The sequence below is a fragment of the Pseudofulvimonas gallinarii genome (assembly GCF_004343305.1).
GTDB lineage: Bacteria > Pseudomonadota > Gammaproteobacteria > Xanthomonadales > UBA2363 > Pseudofulvimonas > Pseudofulvimonas gallinarii.
Genome location: NZ_SMAF01000009.1, coordinates 53,235 through 79,253, shown reverse-complemented (window position 1 = coordinate 79,253; position 26,019 = coordinate 53,235). Strand labels below are relative to the sequence as shown.

The following is a 26,019-nucleotide window of genomic DNA, read 5'->3' as shown; positions in this document are numbered from 1 at the left end:
CGGTCTGTGGTAGATCAGTCGCGGGCGAGGATACGCTGGCGTTCGCGCGCGTATTCGACGGCATCCAACACGCCGTCATCGAGCAGGCGCTTCACCTTCGCCAGTTGGTCGTAGCGGTCGCCAGCGACGGCCGGCGAGCGGTTGTCGGCCGCCGCCGTCGTGGTAGCTGCGGGTGCGCCGGGTGCGCTGGTCGACGTCGCTTCGCCGGCAGCGGCGACCGCCGGCGCGGCATCGGCGGCGTCACGATGAGGTTCAAGTCGCCGCAGTTCGCTCTCGGCTTCGACCTGTGTGCTGATATCGCAACTTGCGCGGGCTTGCGCAAGCCGGCGAAGAATCGTTGCCGGATACGGCTCCAGGTGTCCACGCAGGCTGCGCCGGGCCGAGACGGCCATGGCCCAGCACATCAGCGTGACCAGAAACAGCGCCACCAGCGCCATCACCCAGTAGCCCACTTCCTCCTGGGTTTGCCGGCTGTACCGCAATGCCAACTCCGGCGTTTGCCGCAGCTTGTTGAGGAGCAGCAGTACCCCCATTCCCAGCGCTGTCCAGACGGTCGCCGCGATGCGGCGGGTCATACGGGCCCGTGCCAGCGCCCGATCGACGCTGGCACGATCGATGGTGTTCATGCGTTGTCTCCCTGGCGCGCTCAGTCGATGCGCTCGAGCAGGCGCATCGAATAGGTGTTCCATTTGCTGGTGTCCAGCGAATCCACGCCATTGCGTGGCGAGCCCTGGAACAGGCCGGCCTCGTAGAAGAAGGTGATCTCGACGATGCCGGTTTCGCCGGGCCTGAGCAGGCCGGCATGCACCACCGAGCGCGGGAAATCCGATTCATTTGCGTAACGGCCGGTGCCATAGACTTCACCGCGGCGGGTGCTCGACTCCATCTTCGCGGTGACCAGCACATTGAGCGTGTCTCCAGCGCGGGTGAAGATCGATCGCGCCGATACCGGGGCGAAGCCGGCGTTGTGGCGTGCGACGGCCTCCTCGATGCGCTTGCGCTTGGCCGCTTCGGCCTCTTCGGCGCGCTGGCGTTCGGCGGCCTCGGCAGCGCGGGTGGCCTCGGCGGCGATACGCTCCTGGTCACGCCGGCGCTCGATGTCGGCGAGCAGGGCCTGCGCTTCCGGGGAGCCGACGACCAGAGCATCGGGACCGTAGTCGCCGCGTGGACGGCCGAGCACCGGATTGCTGCTGCCGTCGCGCAGGAAGCGGTGCCGCCAGCCGTCGCCGGCCGGGTCGGACTGCACGGTACCGTAGAGCTTGAACGCTTCGCCGGCCTTGCGTATCGGCTTGAGCAGGCGGGTGTCGCCTTCCACGGTTTCGATTTCGAAGGTGTCCTCGCGTACGGCGACCTCGGCGGTGAAGCGTGCCAGCCAGCTGGGCGACTCCTCGCTGCCGACATTGCGTGGCTTATCCAGCTCGAACGACTTCAGCTCCACCAGGCCGGGGAGTTCGGCCAGTGCGAACTGCTCGCGGATGTCGGCGAGATCGGGTTGCTTGCTGCCGCAGCCGGCGAGCAACAGAAGCAGGGCCGCGGCAAGAAGACGTTGGGCGATGGTCACGGATGGTTCCTCCAGGCTGGTCGGCCGCGCGAAGCGGCGTTCAGGATGTCTGGCGCAATCCGGGCGCAAAACGGTTCACCACATCCGCGGTATGCCACGGTGGCGACATGGCATATTGCAAAACCTTGTAAACAATTGCAGTGCACGCGATTGCCGATCGTCCTGGCCTGCTAGTCTTGGATGCATTGCATTGGCGGAAACATTCGCAGTGGTGAGCGGTGCAGATGGGTGCCGGTCAAGGATTTGGGAGTTGACCATGGACATTGATCACGCATCGCCGGTGCACGTCGTAGTGCTGCGGGCGAAGTCTTCGTTTGGACGAAGCGCCTGTCTGCGGTGCCTGGTGCTGTCGCAGGCGCATGGCAATATCGGAGCCGTGCACGGCCGGCGGAGGCCAAGCCGATGATGTCGCCGGCAACCCGCAGTCTGCTGGCGTGGCAGGACGATCCGGACGACCCGGCGCTGGCGTCGACGCTCGCGCAGCTTGTCTACGGTGAATTGCGCGGCATTGCCGCGGCGCGGCTGCGTCGCGAGTCGGCATCGCCCTTCACGCCGACCGAGCTGGTGCACGAGGCGTGGCTGCGCATCCGGCCGCCGGCCAGCCAGCCAATGGCGCGCCGCGAACACTTTCTCAAGCTGGCGTCCGCCACCATGCGCAATGTGCTGGTCGATCAGGCACGTGAACGCCAGGCCGACAAGCGTGGCGGAGGAATGCACCAGGTGACGCTGTCGCTGGCGCAAGGCCAGGCCGATGTCGACGACGGGCGACTGCTCGATCTTGATCGCGCGCTGGATCGTCTGGCGGTCGATCATCCGCGCGCCGCCGAAGTGGTCGTGCTGCGCTGCTTTGGCGGCCTCACGCTTGAAGAAATTGCCGAAGTGCGGGCGGCAAGCCTGTCGACGATCAAGCGCGACTGGGTGTTTGCCAGCGCCTGGCTGACAGATGCCCTCCGCGAGGCGGAGTGAGCGATGAACGAGCACGCTTTCCGCCTGGAACAGGTGTTTGCCGAGTTCATGGCGCTGCCGGAGACGCGGCGCGCCGAGGCGTTGCGGGCGCTGGCGATCGACAATGAAGCGCTGGCGCAACGGGTGGCAGCATTGCTGGATGCCCACGACGCCACCGCGCCGGACCTGCAAGCGTTGGTCTGGCGCACGCTGGCCGACGCCGATGCCGAGGCGCGGCCGTGGCTGGATCTGGTCGGCCGCGAACTTGACGGCTGGATGCTGGAAGAGGAACTGGGTCGCGGCGGCATGGGTGTGGTCTACGCGGCCCGCCGTGTGCGCGACGGCATCGAACAACATGCCGCCATCAAGCTGCTGGCGATGCCGCTGTTCGATGCCGATGCCGGCAAGCGCTTCGTGCGCGAGGCGGCCGTGCTGGCGCGGCTGGATCATCCATCCATTTGTCGCCTGCGTGACTGGGGTCATTCCGCCGAGGGCTGGCCCTACCTGGTGCTGGATCGTGTTGATGGCGAGCCCGTGGACCGGTATGCCGCCAGGCAGCCGATGCATCGACGCATCGAGCTGATGCTCGCCATCGCCGATGCGGTGGCGTCGGCGCATCGACAGCTGGTCCTGCATCTGGACCTCAAGCCCGACAACATCCTGGTCGATGCCGAAGGTCGCCCGGTCCTGCTGGATTTTGGCGTGTCGCGTGTGCTCTCCGAAGAGGGCAGCGCGACGGTGACGCTGGCGCGCTGGTTGACGCCGGATTACGCCAGTCCGGAGCAGCTTCGCGGCGAGGTCACTTCGGTGGCCAGCGACCTTTACGCGCTGGGTGCCATCTGCTACGAGGTGGTGAGCGGACAGCGTCCCTTCCAGCTTGCCGGTGTGCCGGTGACCGAGGCGTTGCGGCGGATCGAGCGCGGCGCGTCGCCGCTGCGCACACGTGTATCCGGCGCACCACGTGACATCGAAGCAGTGATCGCCCGGGCGATGCATGTCGACCCGGCACGACGTTACGCCAGTGCCGCTGCTTTTGCCGATGACCTGCGCGCGGTGCTGGTGCGGCGGCCGGTATCGGCACGTCCCGACAGCCCTGGCTACCGCCTGCGCACGCTTTTGCGCCGCCGTCCGGTGCTGCTGCCGCTGTCGACGGCAGCTGTCGTCGCCATCACCGTGCTGGCAGGATTGCTGGCGCTGCAAGCTGCCGATCTGGTGGCGCAACGTGACCGTGCCGAGCTGGAGTCCGCGCGCGCCCGCGCCGCCACCGGCCTTTTGCTGTCATCGATTCAGGCGGCCGATCCGGCGCAGGAGCGCGGCGCCGCCCTGACACTGTCGGAGCTGCTCGATTCCACGGCAATGCGCATCGACAGCGAGCTCGGGGCAGCGCCGGCGGTGCAAGTCGCCGCCCTGCTGCAGGTGGCTGAGGTACGGCGCAGCCTGGGCCAGCATGCCCTGGCTTTGCCGCTGTACGAACGGGCGCGACAGGTGCAGACGCAGCTTTCCGACGAAGATGATGAGGGTCGCCTCGCGCTACTGGTCGGTCAGGCCGAGGCACTGCGCGGCGTCGACCGCGTCGACGAGGCGCTGGTCTTGCTGGAAGCGGCACGCGACGGTGGCGACGACCACTGGTCATTGCACCTGGCCCTGGCCAATATGTATCTGGCCAACTCGCGGCTGGATGAAGCAGAAGCATCGGTGCAGCAGGCGTTGCTGGCGGTGCCTGCGTCGGATACGGTGCATCGTGCCGAACTGCTGCAGCGTCGTGGCTATATCGCCGCCCGGCGCGAGCGGCACGTCGAAGCACTGGAATGGTTCGAGCGCGCGCGGGCGGAACTTGGCACCGATCCAGGGCGACGCGACACGCTGGCAACGTTGCTGATGGAAATGGCCGACAGCTTTTCGATCCTGGGCCAGCACGAGCGCGCGCGGCAGGTGGCCGACCAGGCTCTGACAATGCAGCGACAGGTGTACGGCGCGCAGCATCCCGCCACCGTGTCCGCCATGCTCGGCGTGGTCTACGTGATCGAGCGCGCCGGGCAGTGGCAGGCGGCGCTGGACATCGCCAACGAGGCGATTGGCATCGAGCGCGCGCTGGGCAGTCGCCCCAGCCGCCGCCTGGATCGGCTGCTGGCGCTGTCCGGAACGTTGCATCGCAACCTTGGCGACAGTGCCGCGGCGCTGGACGCCTATCGCGCATCACTGGCCATCGCCGAGCAGCTGTATCCGGCCGCGCATCGCGCCCTGGCCAACAGCCATGCCCTGGTGGCGACGGCGCTCGCCGACATGGGCGACTTCGAAGGCACACTGGTGCACTACGAGCGCTCCTGGGCGATCTATGACGAATTGGCCGGCGACGACCTTTCACGTGGCCGTGCCACGACCGCGATCAACCTGTCGTCCAGCCTCCGCAGCCTGGGAAGACTTGAGGAATCCATCCAGTGGGGCGAACAGGCCTTGCAGGAGGCGGAGCGTCTGTACCGGCCCGACGAGTGGATCCTTGCCAACTTCCGCATGATCCAGGCACGCACGCTGTTCCAGGCTGGCCATGTCGCCGAGGCCGAAGCCATGGCACTGGATGTCGAACGCATCTACCAGGCATCACCGGTGCCGGTGCGGCCGAACGCCCTGCGCAACAACGCCCAACTGCTGGCCGACATCTATGCCAGCACCGGCCAGCCGCATCGCGCCGAATCCTACCTGGCACAGATCGCCGCCCTGGCAAGCCCGGAAGGCTGAGTGCGCCGGAAGCCGGTGCGGTAAGACCATTCGAGCCTTTGTAGCCTCCCGGACGGCAGGCGCGGCACTGGTGGCGCTGTCTTGCTGCCGGCACGGTCTGCGACCGGTGCCACAGCGGTCATGGCGATTCGAAGCCGTGCTCGAACAAGCCGTCCAGGCGCAGCGGCGTCGGCACCGCGTCATGCCCTGGGCGCCCATTGCCGAGCTGGCCCATGAGATTGTGGCCCCAGCAGTGCAGGCCTGTCCCTATGCGATGAGCCGGACCGGCCAGCGGACTGCGGCGACGGCTTGAAAACGGGCCACTCAGCCGCACCTTGCGGTCAGGACATTCGCGTTCCTCCCCTGTTCGCTACAAGGATCCGCACATGCGCATGGACAAGCTGACGTCGCGCTTCCAGCAGGCCCTGGCCGACGCCCAGTCGCTGGCCGTTGGCCGCGACCACAACATGATCGAACCGGCGCACGTGCTGGTGGCGCTGCTCGACCAACAGGGCGGCAGCGTCCGTCCACTGCTCGCGCAGGCCGGCGCCAATGTCCCGGTGCTGCGCCAGCGCCTGGGCGAAGCGCTGGACAACCTGCCGCAGGTGAAAGGCCAGGAGGGCAACCTCAATATCGGCAACGACCTGACACGGCTGCTCAACCTCACCGACAAGCTGGCGCAGCAGCGCGGCGATGCCTTCATCGCCAGCGAACTGTTCGTGCTCGCGGCCCTCGACGACAAGGGCGCGGCCGGCCAGGCGCTGGCCGCCGCCGGCGTGCAGCGCGCCCGGCTGGAACAGGCGATCGCGGCCATGCGCGGTGGCGAAAGCGTCAGCGACCAGTCGGCCGAGGACCAGCGCCAGGCGCTGGAGAAGTACACCATCGACCTCACGGCTCGCGCCGAGCAGGGCAAGCTCGATCCGGTCATCGGCCGTGACGAGGAAATCCGCCGCGTGGTGCAGGTGCTGAGCCGGCGGACCAAGAACAATCCGGTACTGATCGGCGAACCCGGCGTCGGCAAGACCGCGATCGTCGAAGGCCTCGCGCAGCGCATCATCCACAACGAAGTGCCGGAGGGTCTGCGTGGCAAGCGCGTGCTTTCGCTGGACATGGGGGCGCTGATCGCCGGCGCGAAGTTCCGCGGCGAATTCGAGGAACGCCTCAAGGCGGTGCTCAAGGACCTGGCGAAGAACGAAGGCCAGATCATCCTGTTCATCGACGAGCTGCACACCATGGTCGGCGCAGGCAAGGCCGATGGCGCCATGGACGCCGGCAACATGCTCAAGCCCGCCCTCGCGCGTGGCGAACTGCATTGCGTCGGCGCGACCACGCTCGACGAATACCGCAAGTACATCGAAAAGGACGCGGCGCTGGAGCGCCGCTTCCAGAAAGTGTTCGTCGGCGAACCCAGTGTCGAGGACACCATCGCGATCCTGCGCGGTCTGAAGGAGCGCTACGCCGTCCACCACGGCGTCGAGATCACCGACCCGGCCGTGGTCGCCGCTGCGACGCTGTCCAACCGCTACATCACCGACCGCCAGCTGCCCGACAAGGCCATCGACCTGATGGACGAGGCGGCCTCGCGCATCCGCATGGAAATCGACTCCAAGCCGGAGGAACTGGACCGCAAGGAACGCCGCCTGATCCAGCTGAAGATCCAGCGCGAGGCGCTGAAGAAGGAAACCGACGCCGCTTCGAAGCAGCGGCTGGACGACCTCGAGGCCGCGATCGCCGAACTGGAGCGCGAGTATTCCGACCTGGAGGAAATCTGGAAGGGCGAAAAGGCCGCGGTGCAGGGCGTGACGCGCCTGAAGGAAGACATCGAGCGCGTCCGCATCGAACTGGATCGCGCGCTGCGCGAAGGCGATTACGCCCGCGCCGGCGAGTTGCAGCATTCGCGGCTGCCGGAGCTGGAAGCGCAACTGGCTTCTGCGCAGAAGGCGGAAACCCAGGGTTTCCAGCTGCTGCAGGACAAGGTCACCGCCGAGGAGATCGCCGAGGTCGTGTCGCGCTGGACCGGCATTCCGGTGAGCAAGATGCTCGAGGGCGAACGCGACAGGCTGCTGCGCATGGAGGACGCGCTGCACCAGCGCGTCGTCGGCCAGGACGAGGCGGTGCGCGCGGTCGCCGACGCGGTGCGTCGTTCGCGCGCCGGCCTCGCCGACCCCAACCGTCCCAGCGGTTCGTTCCTGTTCCTGGGTCCCACCGGCGTCGGCAAGACCGAGCTGTGCAAGGCGCTCGCCCAGTTCCTGTTCGATACCGACGAAGCGATGGTGCGCATCGATATGAGCGAGTTCATGGAGAAGCACAGCGTCGCACGCCTGATCGGCGCGCCTCCGGGCTACGTCGGTTACGAGGAGGGCGGTTACCTCACCGAGGCCGTGCGTCGCCGGCCGTATTCGGTGCTGCTGCTCGACGAGGTCGAGAAGGCGCATCCGGATGTGTTCAATGTGCTGCTGCAGGTGCTCGATGACGGCCGCCTCACCGACGGCCAGGGCCGCACCGTCGATTTCCGCAACACGGTCATCGTGCTGACCAGCAACCTCGGGTCGCACCTGATCCAGGAGCTGGCCGGCGACGAAACGCCGGAGGCCTACGTGCAGATGCGCGCTGCGGTGATGGGCGCGGTGCAGGCGCATTTCCGGCCGGAGTTCATCAACCGCCTCGACGAGATCGTCGTCTTCCATCCGCTGAAGAAGGACCAGATCCGCGCGATCGCGTCGATCCAGGTCGACCGCCTGCGGGCGCGACTGGCGGAGCGCGACCTTGCGCTGCAGCTGGACGAGGCGGCGCTGGACCTGCTCGGCCAGGCCGGCTTTGATCCGGTGTACGGCGCCCGGCCGCTGAAGCGGGCGATCCAGCAGCAGCTGGAGAATCCGCTGGCGCAGAAGATCCTCGCCGGCGAATATCTGGCGGGCGATACCGTGACCGTCAGCGCCGGCGACAGCCACCTGGTATTCGGCAAGGGCTGATCCCGCCGGCGTGAGCCGGCGGTCGCGGCGGTCGCGGCGGTCCGCGTCCGACGCGTGCCCATGCCTCCGGTGCGCCACTATCCTTGTCCACATGGGCAGCTCCCTCGGCGGCACCGTGACGTGGCAGCGCATCGCCGGCGCAGTACCGGATGCGCTGACGGCCGGCTACTTCCTTGCGCTGTGGCTGCAGCCGGACATTTTCGGCGCCGGCCACGTCGAGACCGCACTGCTGATCATGCTGGTGGAGTTCCTGACCGTTCATGCCAGCGGCATGCTGGGTGGCATTGCGCTTGACCCGAAGACCTCGCGTCGCAGGCGCATTGGATTCATTGCCGGCGTCGGCCTGTTCTACCTCGCCTTCACGGGCATGTTCGTGGTGATATTCCGGCAGTGGTGGCCCCTGCTGGTCGTCGGCTGGCTGCTGCTGGCCAAGTTCATCGGCGTGCTGCCGGGACGAGCGATGCCGAAGGGGGAAGCCGCCGTGCAGATGCAGCTGTGGGCGCTGTCGGCGGCGTTGTATGTCGGCGGCGTGTTGCTGACTTCATTGCTGCCGCTGCCACGCCTTGGGCTGCAGCCGGACGTGGTCGCGTCGCTCGGTCTCACTGGAAGCGGCCTCTGGGTCGAATCGCCGCACCGGCTGCTGGCTTTCGGTGTCCTCTACTTCGGTGCTCTCGCGGCGGCGAAATGGATGCTGCGCCGGCCGTCGCAGCGCCCATACGGCTGACGCTCAGCCGAGCAGGGTATTGAGTTCGAAGATCGGCAGCAGGATGGCCAGCACGATGGCCAGCACCAGCACGCCGACAAGCAGGATCATCGCCGGGCCCAACACGGCCACAAAGGTGGACAGCCGGTTCTCCAGCAGCGTCGCCTCGTGGTCGGCGGCCTGGTCGAGCATCGCCGGCAGGCGGCCGGCGCGCTCGCCGTTGCCGATCAGGCGCAGCGTGACAGGCGGGAACAACCGGCTCTCTGCCAGCGAGACAGCCAGCCCGGCGCCTTCGCGGACGCGTGCGCCGGCGCGTTCGAGGGCCTGCCGCAATGGCAGCAGCCCCGCCGTGCCCGTCGCCATGCGCAGCGCGTCCAGCATCGGTACCCCACTGCCGGTCAGCAAGCCGAGGGTGCGTGTGAAGCGCGAGGTATCCAGCGCCAGTCGCAGGCGGCCAATCAGCGGCAGGCGCAGCAGCAGTGATTGCCAGCTTGCCCGCCGCGCCGGATCGCGCAGCAGGGCGCGGATGCCGACCCCGGCCAGTACGGCCAGCGCCAGCAGCCAGGGCCCGAAGCGCGGCAGGGCTTCCGACAGCGCAATCAGCGCCCGGGTCAGCCATGGCAGTTCGCGATTGAGCGACGAGAACACCTCGATCACCTGCGGCACCACATAGAGAAGCAGCCCGGCCACCACCATCAGCGCCACACCCGTCAGCAGCAACGGATAGAGCAGGGCCATCCACACCCGTCGACGCAGCGCGGCATGGCTTTCGGCGTAGTCCGCCAGGCGGGCCAGCACCGAGTCGATGCGGCCGCTCTGCTCGGCGGCGGCGACCGAGGCGCGGAAATACTCGGGGAACTGACCCGGCTGCTCGGCCAGCGCCGCCGCCAGGCTGCTGCCCTCGCGCACGCGGGCGCGGAGATTGGCCAGTACGCCGCGCTGATGCGGGTCTTCCGCCTGTTCCGCCAGGGCGCCCAGCGCCTCCTCGATCGGCAGGCCGGCCGCCAGCAGGGTGGCCAGCTCGCGGGTGAGCAGCGCCAGGGCGCCGCCGCCAAGCCGGCGCCGGAACAGCACCTGGCCTGGGCGCGCGTCGGACGCCGCGGCGTCCACCGCCAGGGGCGAAAGGCCGCGCTCGCGCAGCAGGGCGCGCGCGCCGCGCGGGCTGTCCGCCTCGATCACCCCCTTGCGGCGGCGACCATCGTTGTCGAGGGCCTGGTATTCGAAAGCCGGCATTGCGGGTCCTGTTCCGGGCGGGTCGGGCAGGGCGTCGACCTGGCTGGTCGCCGCGCAGGCGGGAAGTATGACCGCATCGGGCGCTGGCTTCATCCGGGGCCGGCAATGCTGCGTCTGCAACACGGACCGATCCGGCGGTGTCTGGGGAGCCCCACGCCCCGGATGCTGCGTTGCAATGTCCACTCCACGTAGAGATCACAGCACCGGCGAACATCATTCGTAGAACTACGCAAGACCCCGAACTAGGGGTTGCCAGATGGGTGGCGTTTGACGGAAATGTGACGTGGTTGGCAAAAATCTTTACCTGCCCTGCCGCCTGTGCAAGGATGCGTCACAAGTGTTTCGGGGTGCAGGTCACAAAAGTTTGCATTCTGGACAGTACAAGTCCGTCCCGCTTTCTGTATAAAAAGGCTTGTACATACGGTGGCGCAGGGTCCTGTCTCATGGAGGTGAGCCGTTTCCGACGGATTTCGCGCCATGCCGGCTAGGGGCAAGGGAGATGCAAGGATGAACCGCATAAAGGATGGAGCCGTCACGACGATGCAGGCCGATACCCGCTCGTCCTGCCGTGGCTGCCGGTGTTTCAGCGCCAACGGCGCCGCCGGCGACTGCGCTTCTGGTCGCCATGTCCGCCTGGCCGGGCCTGCTGGCCGCGCCGGCGGCGCCGAACCGGGCCCGGGTCCCGGGCCTGACCGCTGGCGACCTCCCGGCGATTCGCGAATGCGGGCAGCCAGCGACAGCGGCGCCCCTCCACCGCTCCCAGCAACGCATTCCCATGGCGAGCCGGACACTGTCCGGTCTCGTCATTTCTCCGTTTCCGCCATCTCCACATCCCATCGCAACCGCGAGGACCGCGTCATGCGCCTAAGCCCTGAATTGAACGTCGAAGGAATCGATCCCGGCCGCAAGGCTGGCTGCACCACCCGGGGATGGGGCTTGAGGTGGTTGCTGCCGGCGCTGATGGCGCTAGTGGGCTCCGGCCACGCCCTGGCAGCGAACTGGTACGTGGCGACCAACGGCAACAACAGCAACAGCTGTGAGAGTCCCGAGGCGCCCTGCCAGACCATCCAGGCGGCGATCGACAAGGCGGGCGTCAACGACACCGTCTATGTCGCGGGTGGCAACTATGCCTTCACCAGCAATCGCATCAAGATCGAGGGCCCCGGCAAGAACGGTCTGCGGCTGATCGGCCAGACCAGTCCGTTTGCCTTGCCGTACGCGGAAAATCCGGTGCAGGGTGTGTCGGTGGCGTATGGCACGGCGAACAACAAGGCTTCAAACGCCGTCGTACTCCAGGCCGCTAGCGCCAATGTGGCCAGCGGAAATGCCAGCGGCATGATCTGGGTGCGGGGTGCCCAGGATGTGCGGATCGAGAACCTGTATATCGAGGTGGCTCCGTGTGGTGGTCTCTTTTGTCTTTCGGCGCGAGCCAAGGAAGGCGTGATCGCGACCGGCGCAGTCAACGGTCTTACCTTGGTCAACAACTACTTCAAGGTCACCGCTGGAACCAATGCCATACCCATCGGAATCAGTGTCGCCGGAACTACGGACAGCTCGGCTCCCAGTGATGAGCCGCGCGGCTCGGGCAACTTCGTCCATATCGAAGGCAATGTCATTGAGCCGTCCGGTACCAGCGGCGTACCCAAGCGCGCCATCGCGATGCAGAACGCAGTCGGTGTGATCATCGGCAACCAGGTTGCTGCGACTACCCAGGACATGTGGATCCAGAGCCCTACCGTGGTCAGCGGCAACCCGGCGGCGCAGAAAGTGCTGAAGATCGAAGACAACTGGTTTTTCGGACGTCTTCAGCTGTACCTGCCGTCCGCAAGCGGGATCGTCGAGCCGCTCGCCATCCGCAACAACCACTTCATCTTCCCCAGCAGCTTCAGTCCGCCGGGCCTGCCAAGCAGCACCGGTAGCGCCTTGGGCAACGGCAGCGAGGCGCATTCAGTCCGGGTGATGGCGAGCCAGACGCAGCCGACGATCATCGAGGGCAATGAATTCAAGGGCTTTCGAGGACAGTTCCGGGCGCTATGGGTAATGAGCCGCGCAGGAGTGACCGTCCAGGACAATGTGTTTACTCCGGAGCTGGAGCAGACCGATTTCACGGCAGTGTTGGTGGGCAATCGGCAGGTCTGGAACGGATTGCCGGCCCCAACAGCTTATGGTGTCACGTTCCTGCGCAACACATTCCATGCGAACGGCGCCACTGGCGGCAGCAGCAACAAGACCAAGGCGATTCTGTTCCTTAACGATAACGACCCGAGCGGTGCTGCCCCGGGCGGTACGCTGCAGATTGGCGATGGCACGTTGGCCAATGCCAACCATTTCGATGCTGACATTCGCTGGTATATCGCGCTGGATGATCGCACGTGCGCCACCGCCAACAGTCACAACAGTGGCACCAATAGTGGGTGTCGGGGCGCTTCCAATACGCCGCATGTGCTGGGAGAGGCCGTCGCCTATAGTGGAGGGAGTAACGCGAGCAGCTACAAGCGCCCATTCCGTTGGGATGTGAATGCACCCGGAAATATCTACGGTGGCCTGTTCATGGGCGACATGAATGAGGCCCAGTTCAATGCGGTCAAGGCCAAGACGTTTGCAGATCACAACAAAGTCGTCGCGGACGCGGATGTCGGTGACGTGCTGTTGGGCTGGACGCCGCCGCCGCCGCCGCCGACTGTGGAACTGGATATCGGCGTCGATCCCGACAACAACCACAAAACCGGCGAACTCCAGGCCTTCACGCTGGCCGCTGTGAACACCGGCGGCCCGGGTCTGGTGCGCGGGCGCATCATCGTTTCGCGTGCCGACGGCGCACCGATCCCGCAGCGCCCGACAGGCGATGGCTCGGATGACACTGCCGACTCGCTGCTGGTCATGACGGGTTTCGGGCTGACGGACCTGGTCCGTTCTGTGGATGGAAACAGTGTCTCGCTGGTGTGGCCGCCATTTGATGTGCAACTGGATGAGGGTGCTGAACTTCCTCCGCAGGACATCGGCGTGCTGTTCCGCGTGCCGGGCGAATACAACGTGCTGGCCGAAATCTTCGACGCGATCGAGCCGACCACGGTCTACGGCAGCGAGAGCTTCACTTACGCGGTAACGCAGGATCTGGACGTCACGATCACCGGTGACAATCCCACCGGTTACACCGGCAGCGCACAGCCGCTGGCGTTCTTTGTGACACCGGCTTCCAACCCGGCCGTGGCCGATCTGGATTCCAAGGTGGCACTGGCTTACAACGGCAGCCCTGCGGCACCGGTCAGTGTGGGCACCTACGCGGTCACCGCGACCACCGCCGATGCGGACTACGTGCCGCAACTGGAGGCAACCGACTACACCATCGGCGGTGCCACCGCCGTGCATCGCCTACGCGATGGCGCCTATTTCGCCAGTGTGGCGGATGCGCTGGCCGATGCCGGTCACCAGGACGGCGATACGCTGGAAATGGCGCCGGGCACGTACTCCGGCCCCATCGTGCTGAACAAGCCGGTGAAGCTGGTCGGCAGCGTGGCGTTCACGCCAATGGCCGCGGGGCCTGATCCGATGCCGTCGACGATCATCGACGGCGGCGGTGCGCCGGGCAACGGCATCACCATTACCGGCGGCGTGCAGGATGTCGAGATCCGCAACCTCGAAGTGCGCAACTTCGGCGGCAACTGCATCTACGCCACGTCGGGCAATCATGGTCTGGTGATCGCCAACAACTACGTTCATCACTGCGGCGGAAATGGCGCCATCTACCCGAACGCGGTCGGTGGTCTGCAGAATGTCCTCATCGAGCACAACCTGGTTCACGATGCGCCGCGCGGCATCATCATCTGGAACGGCTTCAAGCAGGACATCACCATTGCCGACAACCATGTGCATGGGCCGAATACACCCAGTGGCATCCTCCTCAATGATGGCCGGGCCACCGGTGTGCACATTACCGGCAACCTGGTGGAGAACACCGAGGACACCGGCATTGCGGTACAGCAGCTGACGTCCGGTTCGCCCAGCCTTCGTGGAAACCTGATCGCCGACAACGAGGTCTTCAATCCCGGGCGCCTTGGCATCTCCTTGCAGGTGCCCAATGGAACAGGCGGCGAGAGCGGTGATGGCGCCATCGTGGTCCAGAACAACATCGTCAGTGGCGTCACCCGGAATCTGGCTCTCGCTCCCACACATATGGGCGCCTATCCTCTTGATCGTGCCGGCATTTCGGTGGTGCGTCGCTTCTTCTCCGCAGCGCAGGGCCAGACCGATGTCACCCGTGGCGTGATCGTTCGCGGGAACGAGGTGCGTGATTTCCTGGCTGCCAATCCGGATCACGAGGCCTACGGCATCGTGGTGGAGGGTCTGAATTCCACCGTGGCGGGCAATGTGCTGGAGAACAACCAGTTCGGCTTGCAGATCCAGCAGGGCAACGCCGGTCATCCAGGTGATGCACCGCTGCCCAACGAGCCCGAGTACGCCGATTGGTTCGATCGCGGCAATGCGCCGTTCACCTGCGTCAGCCTCGGCGTTGATGCGGACGAGAACAACTTCGCCGGCAACGGCACCGACGAGCGCCATGTGCCCGCAGACGTGCCGATGGTCGGCTCGCGTGTGCTGAACCAGGACACCGGCGCCCGCTACTGCTCGATCAACGCCGCGATTGCCGCCGCAACGGCGGGCGATACGCTGGTGGCGGATGCCGGGGTCTACGTGGAAAACGTGGTCATCGACAAGCCTGTCACCCTGCGTGGTGCGCAAGCGGGTGTCGATGCTGGCGCCAACGGTACTCGTGACGGCAATGGGCTGGGTGAAACCATCATCGTTCCGGCAACGGCCGCGACGGGTGTCAGTGTCGGCGGGGCGCATGCCACGGATTGGTCATCCTCCAGTGGAGCCGTGATCCGTATCACCAGTGATGATGTAGTCCTGGATGGTGTTGTTGTGGATGCGGACAATCCGGATCTCGTAACGGTCTACGCATCGGGGCGGCCGGATATGAATGGCGCGAACCCAGACGTCGCGATTGGTGTGAACATCGCTGGTCGAAGTGCTGTTGAAGTGATCAATGTCGTGGTCCGGAATCCGATCTATTACGGCATTGGTGGCACCGCATCCGCACTTGCGCCAGGCGACCGGAACATCATTGCCAACAGTCGCATCATCAACAGTGATGGCCATGGTTATGGAGTGGGCATCCTGTTGTACGAAAGCCTCTATGCCCATGTTGACAACAATCATATCGAGCAGGTCAGGACCGGCATCCAGGCCCAGTCGCTGACAGCAATGCCTCCGACTGCCGGCTTCGAGGCGCAAGCGGAAGGCAATCTGATCAAAGCCACGGGCGTTGGCATCTGGGCCAATGTGCTGAATGGAGTTGGTTCGCCGCCGACATTCCATGTTCGCTCCAATACGATCCATGCATATGGCCAGGGTGCAGAACCGACCTTGACTGCTCAGTGGAATGGAATTTGGGTCCACTCGTTGACTCGTGGGGGCACGGTTTCCATCAGTGGCAACAGCATTGACGGCAGTGATGTCGATGCAGGCCGCACCAGCATCGGCTATCTGCTGGGCAATGTGGTCAATGACGGCAGTGCGGCCAATGTCATCAGCGGTGGTTCGGTCAGTCATGTCGACATCGGCGTCCTCGCGACTGACTCCACCCGGTATGACGGACCTGTCGATAATTTTGAGGTGACCGATGTCGACTTCAGTTCCATCGCGTTGGCGGCGTTCTACGTCGAAGACACGCAAAAGGGGCTGGCTGCCAGCTCTGCCCACCTGAGCATCGGTTCTGACAACAGCTACGATCTGGCGTCGTCCGCACACACGCTAGTCCTGTCTGGGCCGGGTGCCTCTGTCGAAGGCGTTGCGGTCGATGATGTATTCGTGCGATCCGGGCAGACAGCCAACATCTACGGCTCGACCGATGCGGCCGTATCTGCCGGCACCATCAACAACGGCATCGCTGCTGCGGCAGTTGATGGTGTGGTCCAGGTCGAGGCGGGCAGCTTTGCCCAGGCCGTGACTGTCAACAAGCGGGTGCGCCTGCTCGGTGCCCAGGCAGGTGTGGATGCGTCCAGTGCGGTGGCTGAGCGGAGCGGCGGTGAAACCATCATCGCCCCCGATGCGCCTGTGCGGGTCAGAATTCCTCCGGCGGGCTCCGGTTCGGTGCTGGATGGTTTCACCATCACCGGCACCAGCTCAACTACTTCTGCGCCCGTTGCGGCTATCAGCACCACCGCTACCGACGTGGTGGTGCGCAACAACCGCATCATCGGCATCAACGGCAACGGCGTCTACCTGAGCAACACCCTTACACAGAACATCGTTGTTGAGCAGAACCGTTTTGCTGAGCTCACCGGTGGCAGTTACAACGGTGTGAAGACCGAAGCGTCGAACAACCTTCGTGTCCTCGGCAATCACTTCTCCAACATCGCCTATCAGGGCATCCAGCTGGGTGGGCTGAACGTCGACACTCAGGTGGTCGGAAACCGAATTGAGGGCACTGCTCACGGTGGCATCAATATCGGCGGCGGCAATGGCATTACCGTGACCGGCAATGAGCTTTACAGCGCCGATACGGATGGTGGGCCAACGCGTGCCGCGATCCGCATCTACGCCGGTGTTGCTGCGGAAGTGGCCTGCAACATGGTGGACGCCTCAAATAATCAGGGCATCTACTTCCACTCTTCTGGCAGCGGCCACATCGCCAATGTGTTCCACAATGCGATCGCTGCGCCGCTGGCCTTGGTCAACGATCACACCGGTGGCGTGATCGTAGGCTCGAACTGGTATGGCGGTGCCGCACCTTCGATGGGTGGCAACGGGCCTGCGCCACAGGTCGCTGTTGCGCTGGAGTCCGATCCGTCCGGGGATTCGCGTTGCGGTATCAATACGCCCCATTCGATCGTGGCCTATGCCGGCACCGGCACCCAGTCCACGCCGGTGGATACCGCGTTCACCGACTTGCGCGCCCGCGTCCAGGATGAACTGGGCGGTGCCGTGATGGGCGTGGAAGTGGCGTTCTCCGACCCATCCAGCAGCACCGCGGCCGGCGCGACGCTCGGGACGCTGGTGGGCAATACCGACCTCAACGGCGAACTGGTCACCACGGCCGTGGCGAACGGTTTTGTCGGCTCGTACACGGTCAGTGCCAGTTCGGGATCGTTGGTGCCTGCATCGTTCGCGCTGACCAACACTCAGGGCACTGCGACGGTGACGGTTTCGGACGTCACTGCTGTATACAACGGCGCACCGCACGCAGTCTCGCTCTCCACCGATCCAGCCGGGCTGGAAGCGGATGTGCAGATTGTCTACACCGATGCAAGCAGCGTTGTAGTCGCCACCTGTGCGGCAACGGCTCCAGCGTGTGGTCCGGACAATGCCGGCACCTACATCGCGACGGCGACCATCGTCGACAACCCGAATTACGGCGGAACCGGCAGCGGCACGCTGACGATCAACCGTGCGGCTACGACCATCGTGTTCGCTCCGTTGAGCTTTGAGTACAACGGCAGCACCCATATCGTGAGCGCGCATCTGGCAGACGAACCGGGCACCGCGTGTCCGGTCACCGGCACGGTGGGTCCGGATGTCGTGGGCTCGCCGTACACGGTCAATGCTGTGGCTTGCGTCGGCAGCAACTACGAGGCACCTGCCGCGTCCGACACTGCGGTGGTGACCCCGCTGCCGACCGCGCTGACCTTCGGTCACCTGGTCCAGGCCTACGACGGCTCGCCCAAGTCGGTTACGGTGACGACCTCGCCGATGGCGGGCGTCGCGGTCGCGATCACCTATGACGGCAGCCCGACGCCGCCGACGGCGCAGGGCAGCTACGCGGTAGCGGCCACGATCACCGACGGCAACTTCGTGCTCAGTGGCGGCAATACCGCGACCCTGGAAATCGTGCCCGGCGCCTCCGACATCGCCCTGGTCCTGAGTGGGCCGGTGGACGATGTGCCGGTGGGCGAGCTGGCGCACTATGCGGCGACGATGATCGCCAACCCGGCGCTGCATACGGGCGAGACCTTCGGTTACAAGCTGGTGCTGAGCAAGACCGGTGGCACGCATCCGCTGGCGCTGTCCGACATCGCCAGCATGGAGGTGTTCTACGGTGGCGCTTGGCTGGGTGCCGATGACATCGGCCTGGATCCGTCGTTGCTGTTCCAGTTCGATATCGACGGCAACCTGGTCTACTACTTCCCGCAGGGCATTTCGGGCTACGCCGGTGGCTTCCCGATTGAGGATCCCTCGTGGACATGGAACTTCCGATTCAGCTTTGCTGATACCGGCGTTTACACCACGTCGGCGGAGCTGGTGGATGGCCTGACGCTGGCCCCGATCGATCCGGTGGTATCGGCCTCGCTGGCGACGGTGGTGGTGGATGCGCTGCCGCCGACCGACATCCATCTGGTGCTGTCCGGCCCGGCGTCGGCGGTGCAGGTGGGTGACTGGGCGGAGTACGCCGGCACGCTGATCGCCGACCCGTCGCTGCACGTGGGCGAAGACTTCTTCGTGAAGGTGCGCATGAGCCGCAACGGCGGCGCGATGACGTCGGCCGAGCTGGCCGGCATGCAGATCTTCTACGGCGGCAGCTGGATCGACGGCGCGGGCCTGACCTTCACGCAGGACGGCAATGAACTGGTCTACCTGTTCCCGGCCGACCTGCTGCCCGGCGGCTTCCCGATCACCAGCGAGGAGTGGACCTGGAACTTCCGCTTCCAGTACGCCGAGGCGGACGTCTACACCGCGGTGGCCGAAGTAATCCACGCGGCCGATGCCGGCAACACGACGCCGTACGTGTTCGACACCGCCGCGGTCTCGACGACGGTGGTGGACGCGCCGGTGGTCATCCCCGACATGCACCTGCTGCTGACCGGTCCGCTGGATGCGGTCGAGCTGGGTGCCACGGCGCAGTACACCGGCACGCTGGTGGCCAATCCGGTGGACTTCGCTGGACGCAACTTCTTCGTGCGCATTCGCCTGAGCAAGAACGGTGGCGCCGAGGCGATGACCGCAGCGGATCTGGCGGTGATGGAACTGTTCGACGGCAGCCAGTGGGTGGATGCCACGACGCTGCTTCAGGGCGTGCTGATGCAGGACGGCAACGAACTGGTGTACCTGTTCCCGCGCCCGGCGCTGGACAGCGGCTTCCCGATCAGCAGTCCGGTATGGAGCTGGAACTTCCGCTTCACCTACGGCGACACGGGTGTGTACTCGGCGCAGGCGGACGTGGTGGATGCCGCCGACATCGCCGACGTGGACAACCTCGGCCAGGTGGCCGCGGCCGCTTCGCTGGCTGGTGCGGGCATCGAGACGGTCGTGGTGACGACGCCGCAGATCGTCATCGACCTGCAGGGTCCGGTGGTGGGCGAAGTCGGCCAGGCCCTGCAATACGTGGGCTACCTGGACGCCGATCCGCTGCCTGACAGCAGCGAGACGTTCTTCGTGGCGGTGCGCCTGGACAAGAACGGGGGTGCCGATCCGATGACGGAAGCCGACCTGTCGAAGCTGGAGATCAGCTTCGACGGCGGCGCCAGCTGGATGGACTTCACCGGCGGCCTGCCGCTGGTGCAGGACGGCAACGCGCTGACCTACGAGTTCCCGCAGCCGCTGCTGGTTGACGGCTTCCCGATCACCGGTCCGTGGGCCTGGAACTTCCGCTTCACCTACGCCGACGAGGGCATCTACCGTGCCGAAGCGGTGGTGGTGACGGCGGATGCCGGCCGCACGCCGGTGTCGAACACGGCGACGGTGCAGACGACGGTCTTCGCGCAGACGCCGGACATCGCGATCACGCTGCAGGGGCCGGTGTCGGGCATCGGCGTGGGTGAGCCGGCGCACTACACCGGTTCGCTGACGGCCGATCCGCTGCCTGCCAGCAGCGACGAGTTCATCGTGCGCGTGCGCCTGGGCAAGAACGGCGGTGCCGATCCGATGACGGTGGCGGACCTGCTGTCGATGGCGATCAGCGCCGATGGCGTCAACTGGACGCCGGCGCCGGAAGTGCTGGCCGAGATCCATCCGGATCCGACCGACGGCAACTACCTGCTGTACGACTTCCCGAACCCGCTGATGGCGAGCTTCCCGATCACCGGTCCGTGGACCTGGCACTTCCAGTTCACCTACGGCAGCGTGGGCACGTACAGCGCCGAAGCGACGGTGCTGCGCTACCCGACGAACGAGGTGGTGTCCAACACGGCGGGCGTGAGCACGCTGGTGGGCCTGGGCAGCGCGAACATCGCGATCGATCCGGCCTCGCTGTACGTGGTGTACGACGGTGCGCCGAAGCAGGCGTCGGTGTCGACGATGCCGGCGGGCCTGTCGTACACGGTGACCTACAACGGCAGCAGCACGGTGCCGGTGAACGCCGGCAGCTACCTGGTCGAAGCGGGCATCGATGCCGGACAGGGGTACACCGGCTCCGCCAGCGCAACCATGGTGGTGGCCAAGGCCGTCGGCACGGTGTCGTTCGCGCCGCTGTCGGGCAGCTTCGGTACGGCGCATGCCGTGACCGCGACGCTCGACCAGGATCCTGCCGCGGACTGCGCCGTTACCGGTACGCCGGACAGCGCGGCGGCGACGGGTGCGTACCTGGTTTCGGCGACCTGCGAGGGCGACAACCACGTCGCCTCCGGCTCGGTGCTGTACCAGGTGGTGCCTGCTGCGGCGGCCATCGAGGTCGACGATGCGACCGTGGCGTTCAATGGCCTGCCGCAGGCCCTGGGTGCGACGACGACGCCGGCGGGTCTCGCCCACGTGGTGACCTATGAAGGTGTCGGTGGCACGGCCTATCCGCCGACCACGGCGGCGCCCGCCGCCGTGGGCGAATACCTGGTGACCGCGACCGTGACAGAGCCGGGCTATGCCGCCGCTTCGGATACCGCGTTGCTGACGATCCTCGACGGCGTCGGCTTCACCCTGGGCGGCGATACCGTCGCCGTCGCCGGCAGCGATCCGGACACCTGGTCGCACTTCACCGCGACGACGGCGAATCCGTCCGGCATCACGCTGGGCGAACAGCTGGTGGTCGAGATCGCCATCGAGCGTGGTGGTGGCATCGCCGCCGGTGACGTCCAGCTGCAGGTCGAGCCCTACGGCGCGCCCGGCACCTGGGTCGACATCCCGCTGGCGGTGGACGGTGATTCGCTGGCCGGCACCTTCGGGCCCTATACGCTGGATCCGGTGGCGAGCACCGCCAACCTGCGTGCGAAGGTCGAGCGCGGTGGCCGCTATACCGTCGTCGCGGCCGTGGCGGGTGCCAGCAGCGATACCGTCTTCGCCATCGCGACGCACAGCGTCGACGCCGCCGAGCTGGGCCTGGTCGGCAGCGGCAACGCCACGGGCACGGTTGCTGCGGGTGTCGAGAGCGCGCTGACGCTGGTGAACAGCGGCACGGCCGACCTCGGCGTGCACATGCCGGCGCCGAACGACGAGAACGTCCGCGGCCGCTTCTTCATCGAAGGCCCGGTTCCGCTCACCGCCGCTTCGTCGGCCGGCTGCGGCAACGCCAGCTGCGCCTCGCCGGATGTCTCGGTCGAGTTCTACAACCCGGTCAGCGGCAGCTTCCAGCACATCTACAACCTGCGTGCCGAGCTTGACGGTGCCGGAGATCCGACGGGTCGCCTGTACGGCCACTTCGGTTCGCTGGCGGCGGGTGGCCTGCCGGTGCCGGCCGGTTACGCGGGCAGCTTCCTGTTCCGCACGACCTTCCTCCAGCACACCGGCACCTATACGGTGACCTCGCAGGTGATCGGCGTGGACAGCGGCAAGGTGTACGCCGAGGCCGCGCCGCACACCGTCGCCATCGGCACGGGTGCCGCGGCCAGCATCGAGCTGGTCAGCGGCGACGCCGGCGAAGCGGTGGTGGGTGGCAACGCCTACGACAACGGTGACCTGGTGGTCCGGGTGCGCGATGCGGGCGGCAATCCGGTGGCGGGTGCGGCGGTGGCGTTCAACGTCGAAACCGGCAGCAACGGCGCGGGTGCCAGCTTCACGGCGCCGGCGCTGACGGATGCCGGCGGCGAGACGTCCATCGCAGCGCTGTCGAACACCATTGCCGGCGACTTCGCCGTGTCGGCGAGCATCGGCATCGCGGCCGGCCAGCAGGTCGAGTTCGTGCTGCGCAACGTCGCCGGCGATGCCAGCCAGCTGCACAGGGTGTCGGGCAGCGGCCAGACGGCGGCCTTGAACCAGGTGTTCGGCATGCCGCTGACGGTCCGCGTGACCGACGTCCACGGCAACGCGGTGGCCGGTGAAACGGTGTCGTTCGCGGTGCCGGCCTCGGGCGCCAGCGCCACGCTGGATGCAGGCAGCGCGGTGACGGACGGCGACGGCTTCGCCGAGGTGACGGCAACCGCCAACGGCCTGCCGGGCCACTACACCGTGGCCGCGACAGTGGCGGGTATCGCCGGTTCGGCCGACTTCGGCCTGGCCAACACCGCCGAAGCCGCCGACACGCTGGCCCTGGCGGTCACGGGCAGTGACGAAGCGGTGGTTGCGACCGGCAGCTACAGCCTGGCGGCCACCGTCACGGGCAACGGCCTGGCGGTGCCGGGCGTGTCGGTGACCTTCGTCGTCGAGCCCGGCGCCGGCGGTGCCGGTGCCACGACCAGCCATGTCGTCGCACTCACCGGCGAGGACGGCGTCGCCACGGCGACCTTCAATGCCAACGCCGCCGCCGGACCGTTCACGGTGCGCGCGGTGGCGTCGGGAACCAACGACGATGCCGTCACCCTGACCAACCTCGCCGATGCCGCGACCAGCCTGGCTATGGTGTCCGGCAGTCCGCAGTCGGCGGTGGTGGACAGCGCGTTCGCGCAGCCGCTGGTGGTGCGCGCCACGGACATCCACGGCAATCCGGTCGCCGGCATCGCCGTCACCTTCACTTCGCAGGGCAGTGGCGCCAATGCGCTGCTGGCGCCGGCGAACGGTGAAGTGCTGACCGGTGTCGACGGTACGGCCAGCGTGGGTGCAATGGCCAACGGCACTGCCGGCAGCTACATGGTGCAGGCAACGGCGGCCATCGGCAGCCCGGTGGACTTCAGCCTGACCAACACGACCGGTGCCGTGACCATCAGCGACATCGTCTGGCTCGACAGTGGCACGACCACGGTCGTCTATGACGGCAGCGCCAGGGTCGCGACCGCGACGGCGTCGGGTGGCCAGGCGGTGAGCTTCACCTACAACGGCAGCAGCCTGGCGCCGGTAGATGCCGGCACCTACCTGGTGATCGCCAGCGTCGATGACGGCAATGTCCAGGGCAGTGCCAGCGCCATGCTGACCATTGCCCCGGCCACGGTGGATGTCGAACTGGGCGACCTTGCGCACGTCTATGACGGCACGGCCCGCCTGGCGTCGGTGACGACCGATCCGGCCGGTGTGGGCGGCGTCAGCATCGGCTACTTGCAGGCCGGTTCGCCGGTGGCGGCGCCGGTCGATGCCGGCAGCTACGACATCAGCGTGCAGCTGGCGAACGCCAACTACGTGCTCGGCGATGTCACGCCGGCCGGCGCGCAGCTGGTGATCTCGCCGGCGCCGGTCAGCGTCGCCTTCGGCAGCCTCAACCATGTCTATGACGGCACGGCGAAGGCGGCGACGGTGACGACGACGCCGGCGGGTGTCGGCGGCATCAGCCTGTCGTACTCGCAGGGTGGCGTGGCGGCGGTGCCGGTCGACGCCGGCAGCTACGACGTCACCGCCTCGCTGGCGAATCCGAACTACAGCCTCACCGGTTCGACGGCGGCTGTGATGGTGATCGCCCAGGCCAACGCCAGCGTGGTGCTGTCCGACCTGCTGCATGTGTATGACGGCACCGCCAAGCAGGCCAGCGTCACCACCGTGCCCGCCGGCCTGCCTGTCAACGTCACCTACAACGGTGGCCCGGCGCCTTCGGCGGTTGGCAGCTACGCGGTGCTGGCAGTGGTGACCGATGGCAACTACAGCGGCACCGCCAGCGGCACCCTGCAGATCGTGCCCGCCGGTGCGCAGACGCTCGTCCTGACCGTCAACGGCGGTTCGGCGGCCAGCGCCACCGTGGGCACGGCGAACGCCTACAGCTTCGTCGCCAGCGTCGCCGACAGCCATGGCAATCCGTTGCCGGGCGTGGCGGTCGCCTTCACGGCGTCGGGTGGTGGCGCGGGCATCAACCCGTCCACGGCCATCGTCAACACCGGTGCCGACGGTGAAGCGGTCTTCGTCGCCGGTGCCAACAACGTGGCGGGTGTGTTCCAGGTCACTGCCAGCGCCACCGACGTGGCGCCGGCCAGCGTGACGCTGACCAACACCGCCGATGTCGCCAGCTCGCTGCAGATCGTCTCCGGTACGCCGCAGGCGGCGCAGGTCAACAGCGCCTTCGCCGACCTGGTGGTTCGTGTCACCGACGTCCACGGCAATGCGGTCTCCGGCGTGACGGTGACCTTCGACGCGCCGGTCTCCGCGGCCACCGCGATCCTGGATCCGGCCAACGGTGAAGTCGTGACCGCCGGCGACGGCCTGGCTTCGGTGTCGGCCACGGCGAACGGCACGGCCGGCAGCTACGTCGTCAGCGCAGCGGCAGCGGGTGTCGTCGACGGCGTGGACTTCGCGCTGCAGAACGTGACCGGCTCCTCCGGACTGATCGTCAAGGTCGCCGGCGACGCCCAGACCGCACTGGCCGGCACGGCCGTCGCGATCGCACCGCAGGTTCGCGTCGAGGACGGCAGCGGCAACGTCGTCGAAGGCGCGATCGTCAGCTTCGCGGTGACCGCCGGCGGCGGCAGCGCAACCGGCGCGACGGTGATGACCGGTGCCGACGGCCTGGCCGAAGTAGGCAGCTGGACGCTCGGCTCGGCGGCCGGCAGCAATGAACTGACGGCCAGCGTCATCGGCTCGACCGCCACGCCTGTGGTGTTCACGGCGACGGCGACGGCACAGGTCGATGCAGCGGTGAGCGTGATGGCGCTGGGCGGGTACACCCGCGTCGGCGCCATCCACGACCATGTCATCGTCGTGCGCAACGACGGCGTCACTGCGGCCAGCGGCGTCAGTGTCGAGGTGCCGCTGCCGGCCGAGCATGACGCCGCCACGGCACAGTGGCTGTGCCTGCCGGCGGGTGGTGCCAGCTGTCCGGCGACGACCGGCACGGGCGCGATCAGCACGACGGTGAACCTGCCGGCCGGTTCGTCGCTGACGTTCCTGACCTCGGCGATGGTAGTCCTCCCGCCGATCGATGAGCTGGTGACTGTCGAGGCCAGCGTCAGTGCCGCGGGCGATATCGAGCCGTCCAACGACAGCGCATCGGCAACGACGGTCGTGGTGCTGTTCCGCAACGGCTTCGAGGTCGGCGGTGACGGCACCAACGATGACGGTGGCGAGACCGATGAAGTCGTCGGCGAGCTGCGCGGCAACGCCGCGCCGCTGGCCCTGGTTGACGTCGTGCGCGGTGCGAGCACCGTGCCGGCGCCTTGGCTGGTGGTGGAGACGGCACAGGGACGTGCCGTCGCCTTCGTCGATCGCGTTGTCCATGGCGGAACCGCATGGATCCGCCTGCGCGACGTCTCGGCGACGGCGCATCGGGCCGGCGCCTGGATCCAGGTGGGCGAGGGTGTCGGCCTGGCCCTGGGCTCCGGCAACGTCCTGCTGCTGGATTCCGGCGTGGACGCCGACCAGCTTCGGCTGGCTGTCGATGCCGGTCCGGGGCTGATAGTGGTGTCGCTCGGCGGCTGATTGATCTCTTCACCGTGGGAAAGCGGACGGGGGCCCGGTTGGGCCCCCGTTTCCGTATCCGCGCCGGCGCAAGCGGTCCGGAAGGGGTTCGTTCGTTGGCGCCAGGGGGCGCCCTGCAGGGAGCGCCGGAACGGACCGGGGAGGCGGGATCGGGTGACGCCGCAGCGTCCCTGAAGCGTCCGCAAGCCATTCGCCAGGGT

At 66.8% G+C, this 26,019-nt stretch carries 8 protein-coding genes; 5 read left to right on the top strand and 3 right to left on the bottom strand.

Annotated elements, in window-relative coordinates:
- Positions 1–14: 14 nt before the first annotated feature.
- Positions 15–626 (bottom strand): SHOCT domain-containing protein, encoded by a 612-nt coding sequence (locus tag EDC25_RS08115; RefSeq protein ID WP_123520764.1) that lies wholly within the window; start codon positions 624–626, stop codon positions 15–17.
- Between the two features lie 20 nt (positions 627–646).
- Positions 647–1,561 carry an LCCL domain-containing protein gene (locus EDC25_RS08110; protein WP_123520765.1) on the bottom strand — a complete coding sequence of 305 codons (915 nt, stop codon included), beginning with the start codon at positions 1,559–1,561 and terminating at the stop codon, positions 647–649.
- 405 nt (positions 1,562–1,966) lie between these two features.
- Between EDC25_RS08110 and EDC25_RS08105 the strand changes: the two genes are divergently transcribed.
- From EDC25_RS08105 to EDC25_RS08090, 4 genes are all read left to right on the top strand, one after another.
- Positions 1,967–2,527 carry an ECF-type sigma factor gene (locus tag EDC25_RS08105; RefSeq protein WP_205984830.1) on the top strand — a complete coding sequence of 187 codons (561 nt, stop codon included), beginning with the start codon at positions 1,967–1,969 and terminating at the stop codon, positions 2,525–2,527.
- A gap of 3 nt (positions 2,528–2,530) precedes the next feature.
- Positions 2,531–5,242, top strand: coding sequence for a serine/threonine-protein kinase (locus EDC25_RS08100; protein WP_132577399.1), 2,712 nt, complete (start codon positions 2,531–2,533; stop codon positions 5,240–5,242).
- 365 nt (positions 5,243–5,607) lie between these two features.
- Positions 5,608–8,193, top strand: coding sequence for an ATP-dependent chaperone ClpB (clpB, locus tag EDC25_RS08095; RefSeq protein ID WP_123520768.1), 2,586 nt, complete (start codon positions 5,608–5,610; stop codon positions 8,191–8,193).
- A gap of 91 nt (positions 8,194–8,284) precedes the next feature.
- A complete protein-coding gene (locus tag EDC25_RS08090) occupies positions 8,285–8,917 on the top strand; it encodes a hypothetical protein (protein ID WP_123520769.1) in 633 nt (210 codons plus the stop codon).
- A 3-nt stretch (positions 8,918–8,920) separates the two neighbouring features.
- Here EDC25_RS08090 and gspF read toward each other — a convergent pair whose 3' ends face one another.
- Positions 8,921–10,129, bottom strand: coding sequence for a type II secretion system inner membrane protein GspF (gene gspF, locus EDC25_RS08085; protein WP_123520770.1), 1,209 nt, complete (start codon positions 10,127–10,129; stop codon positions 8,921–8,923).
- Positions 10,130–11,065: 936 nt separating this feature from the next.
- Between gspF and EDC25_RS08080 the strand changes: the two genes are divergently transcribed.
- Positions 11,066–25,819, top strand: coding sequence for an MBG domain-containing protein (locus tag EDC25_RS08080; RefSeq protein WP_164483862.1), 14,754 nt, complete (start codon positions 11,066–11,068; stop codon positions 25,817–25,819).
- Positions 25,820–26,019 lie beyond the last annotated feature (200 nt).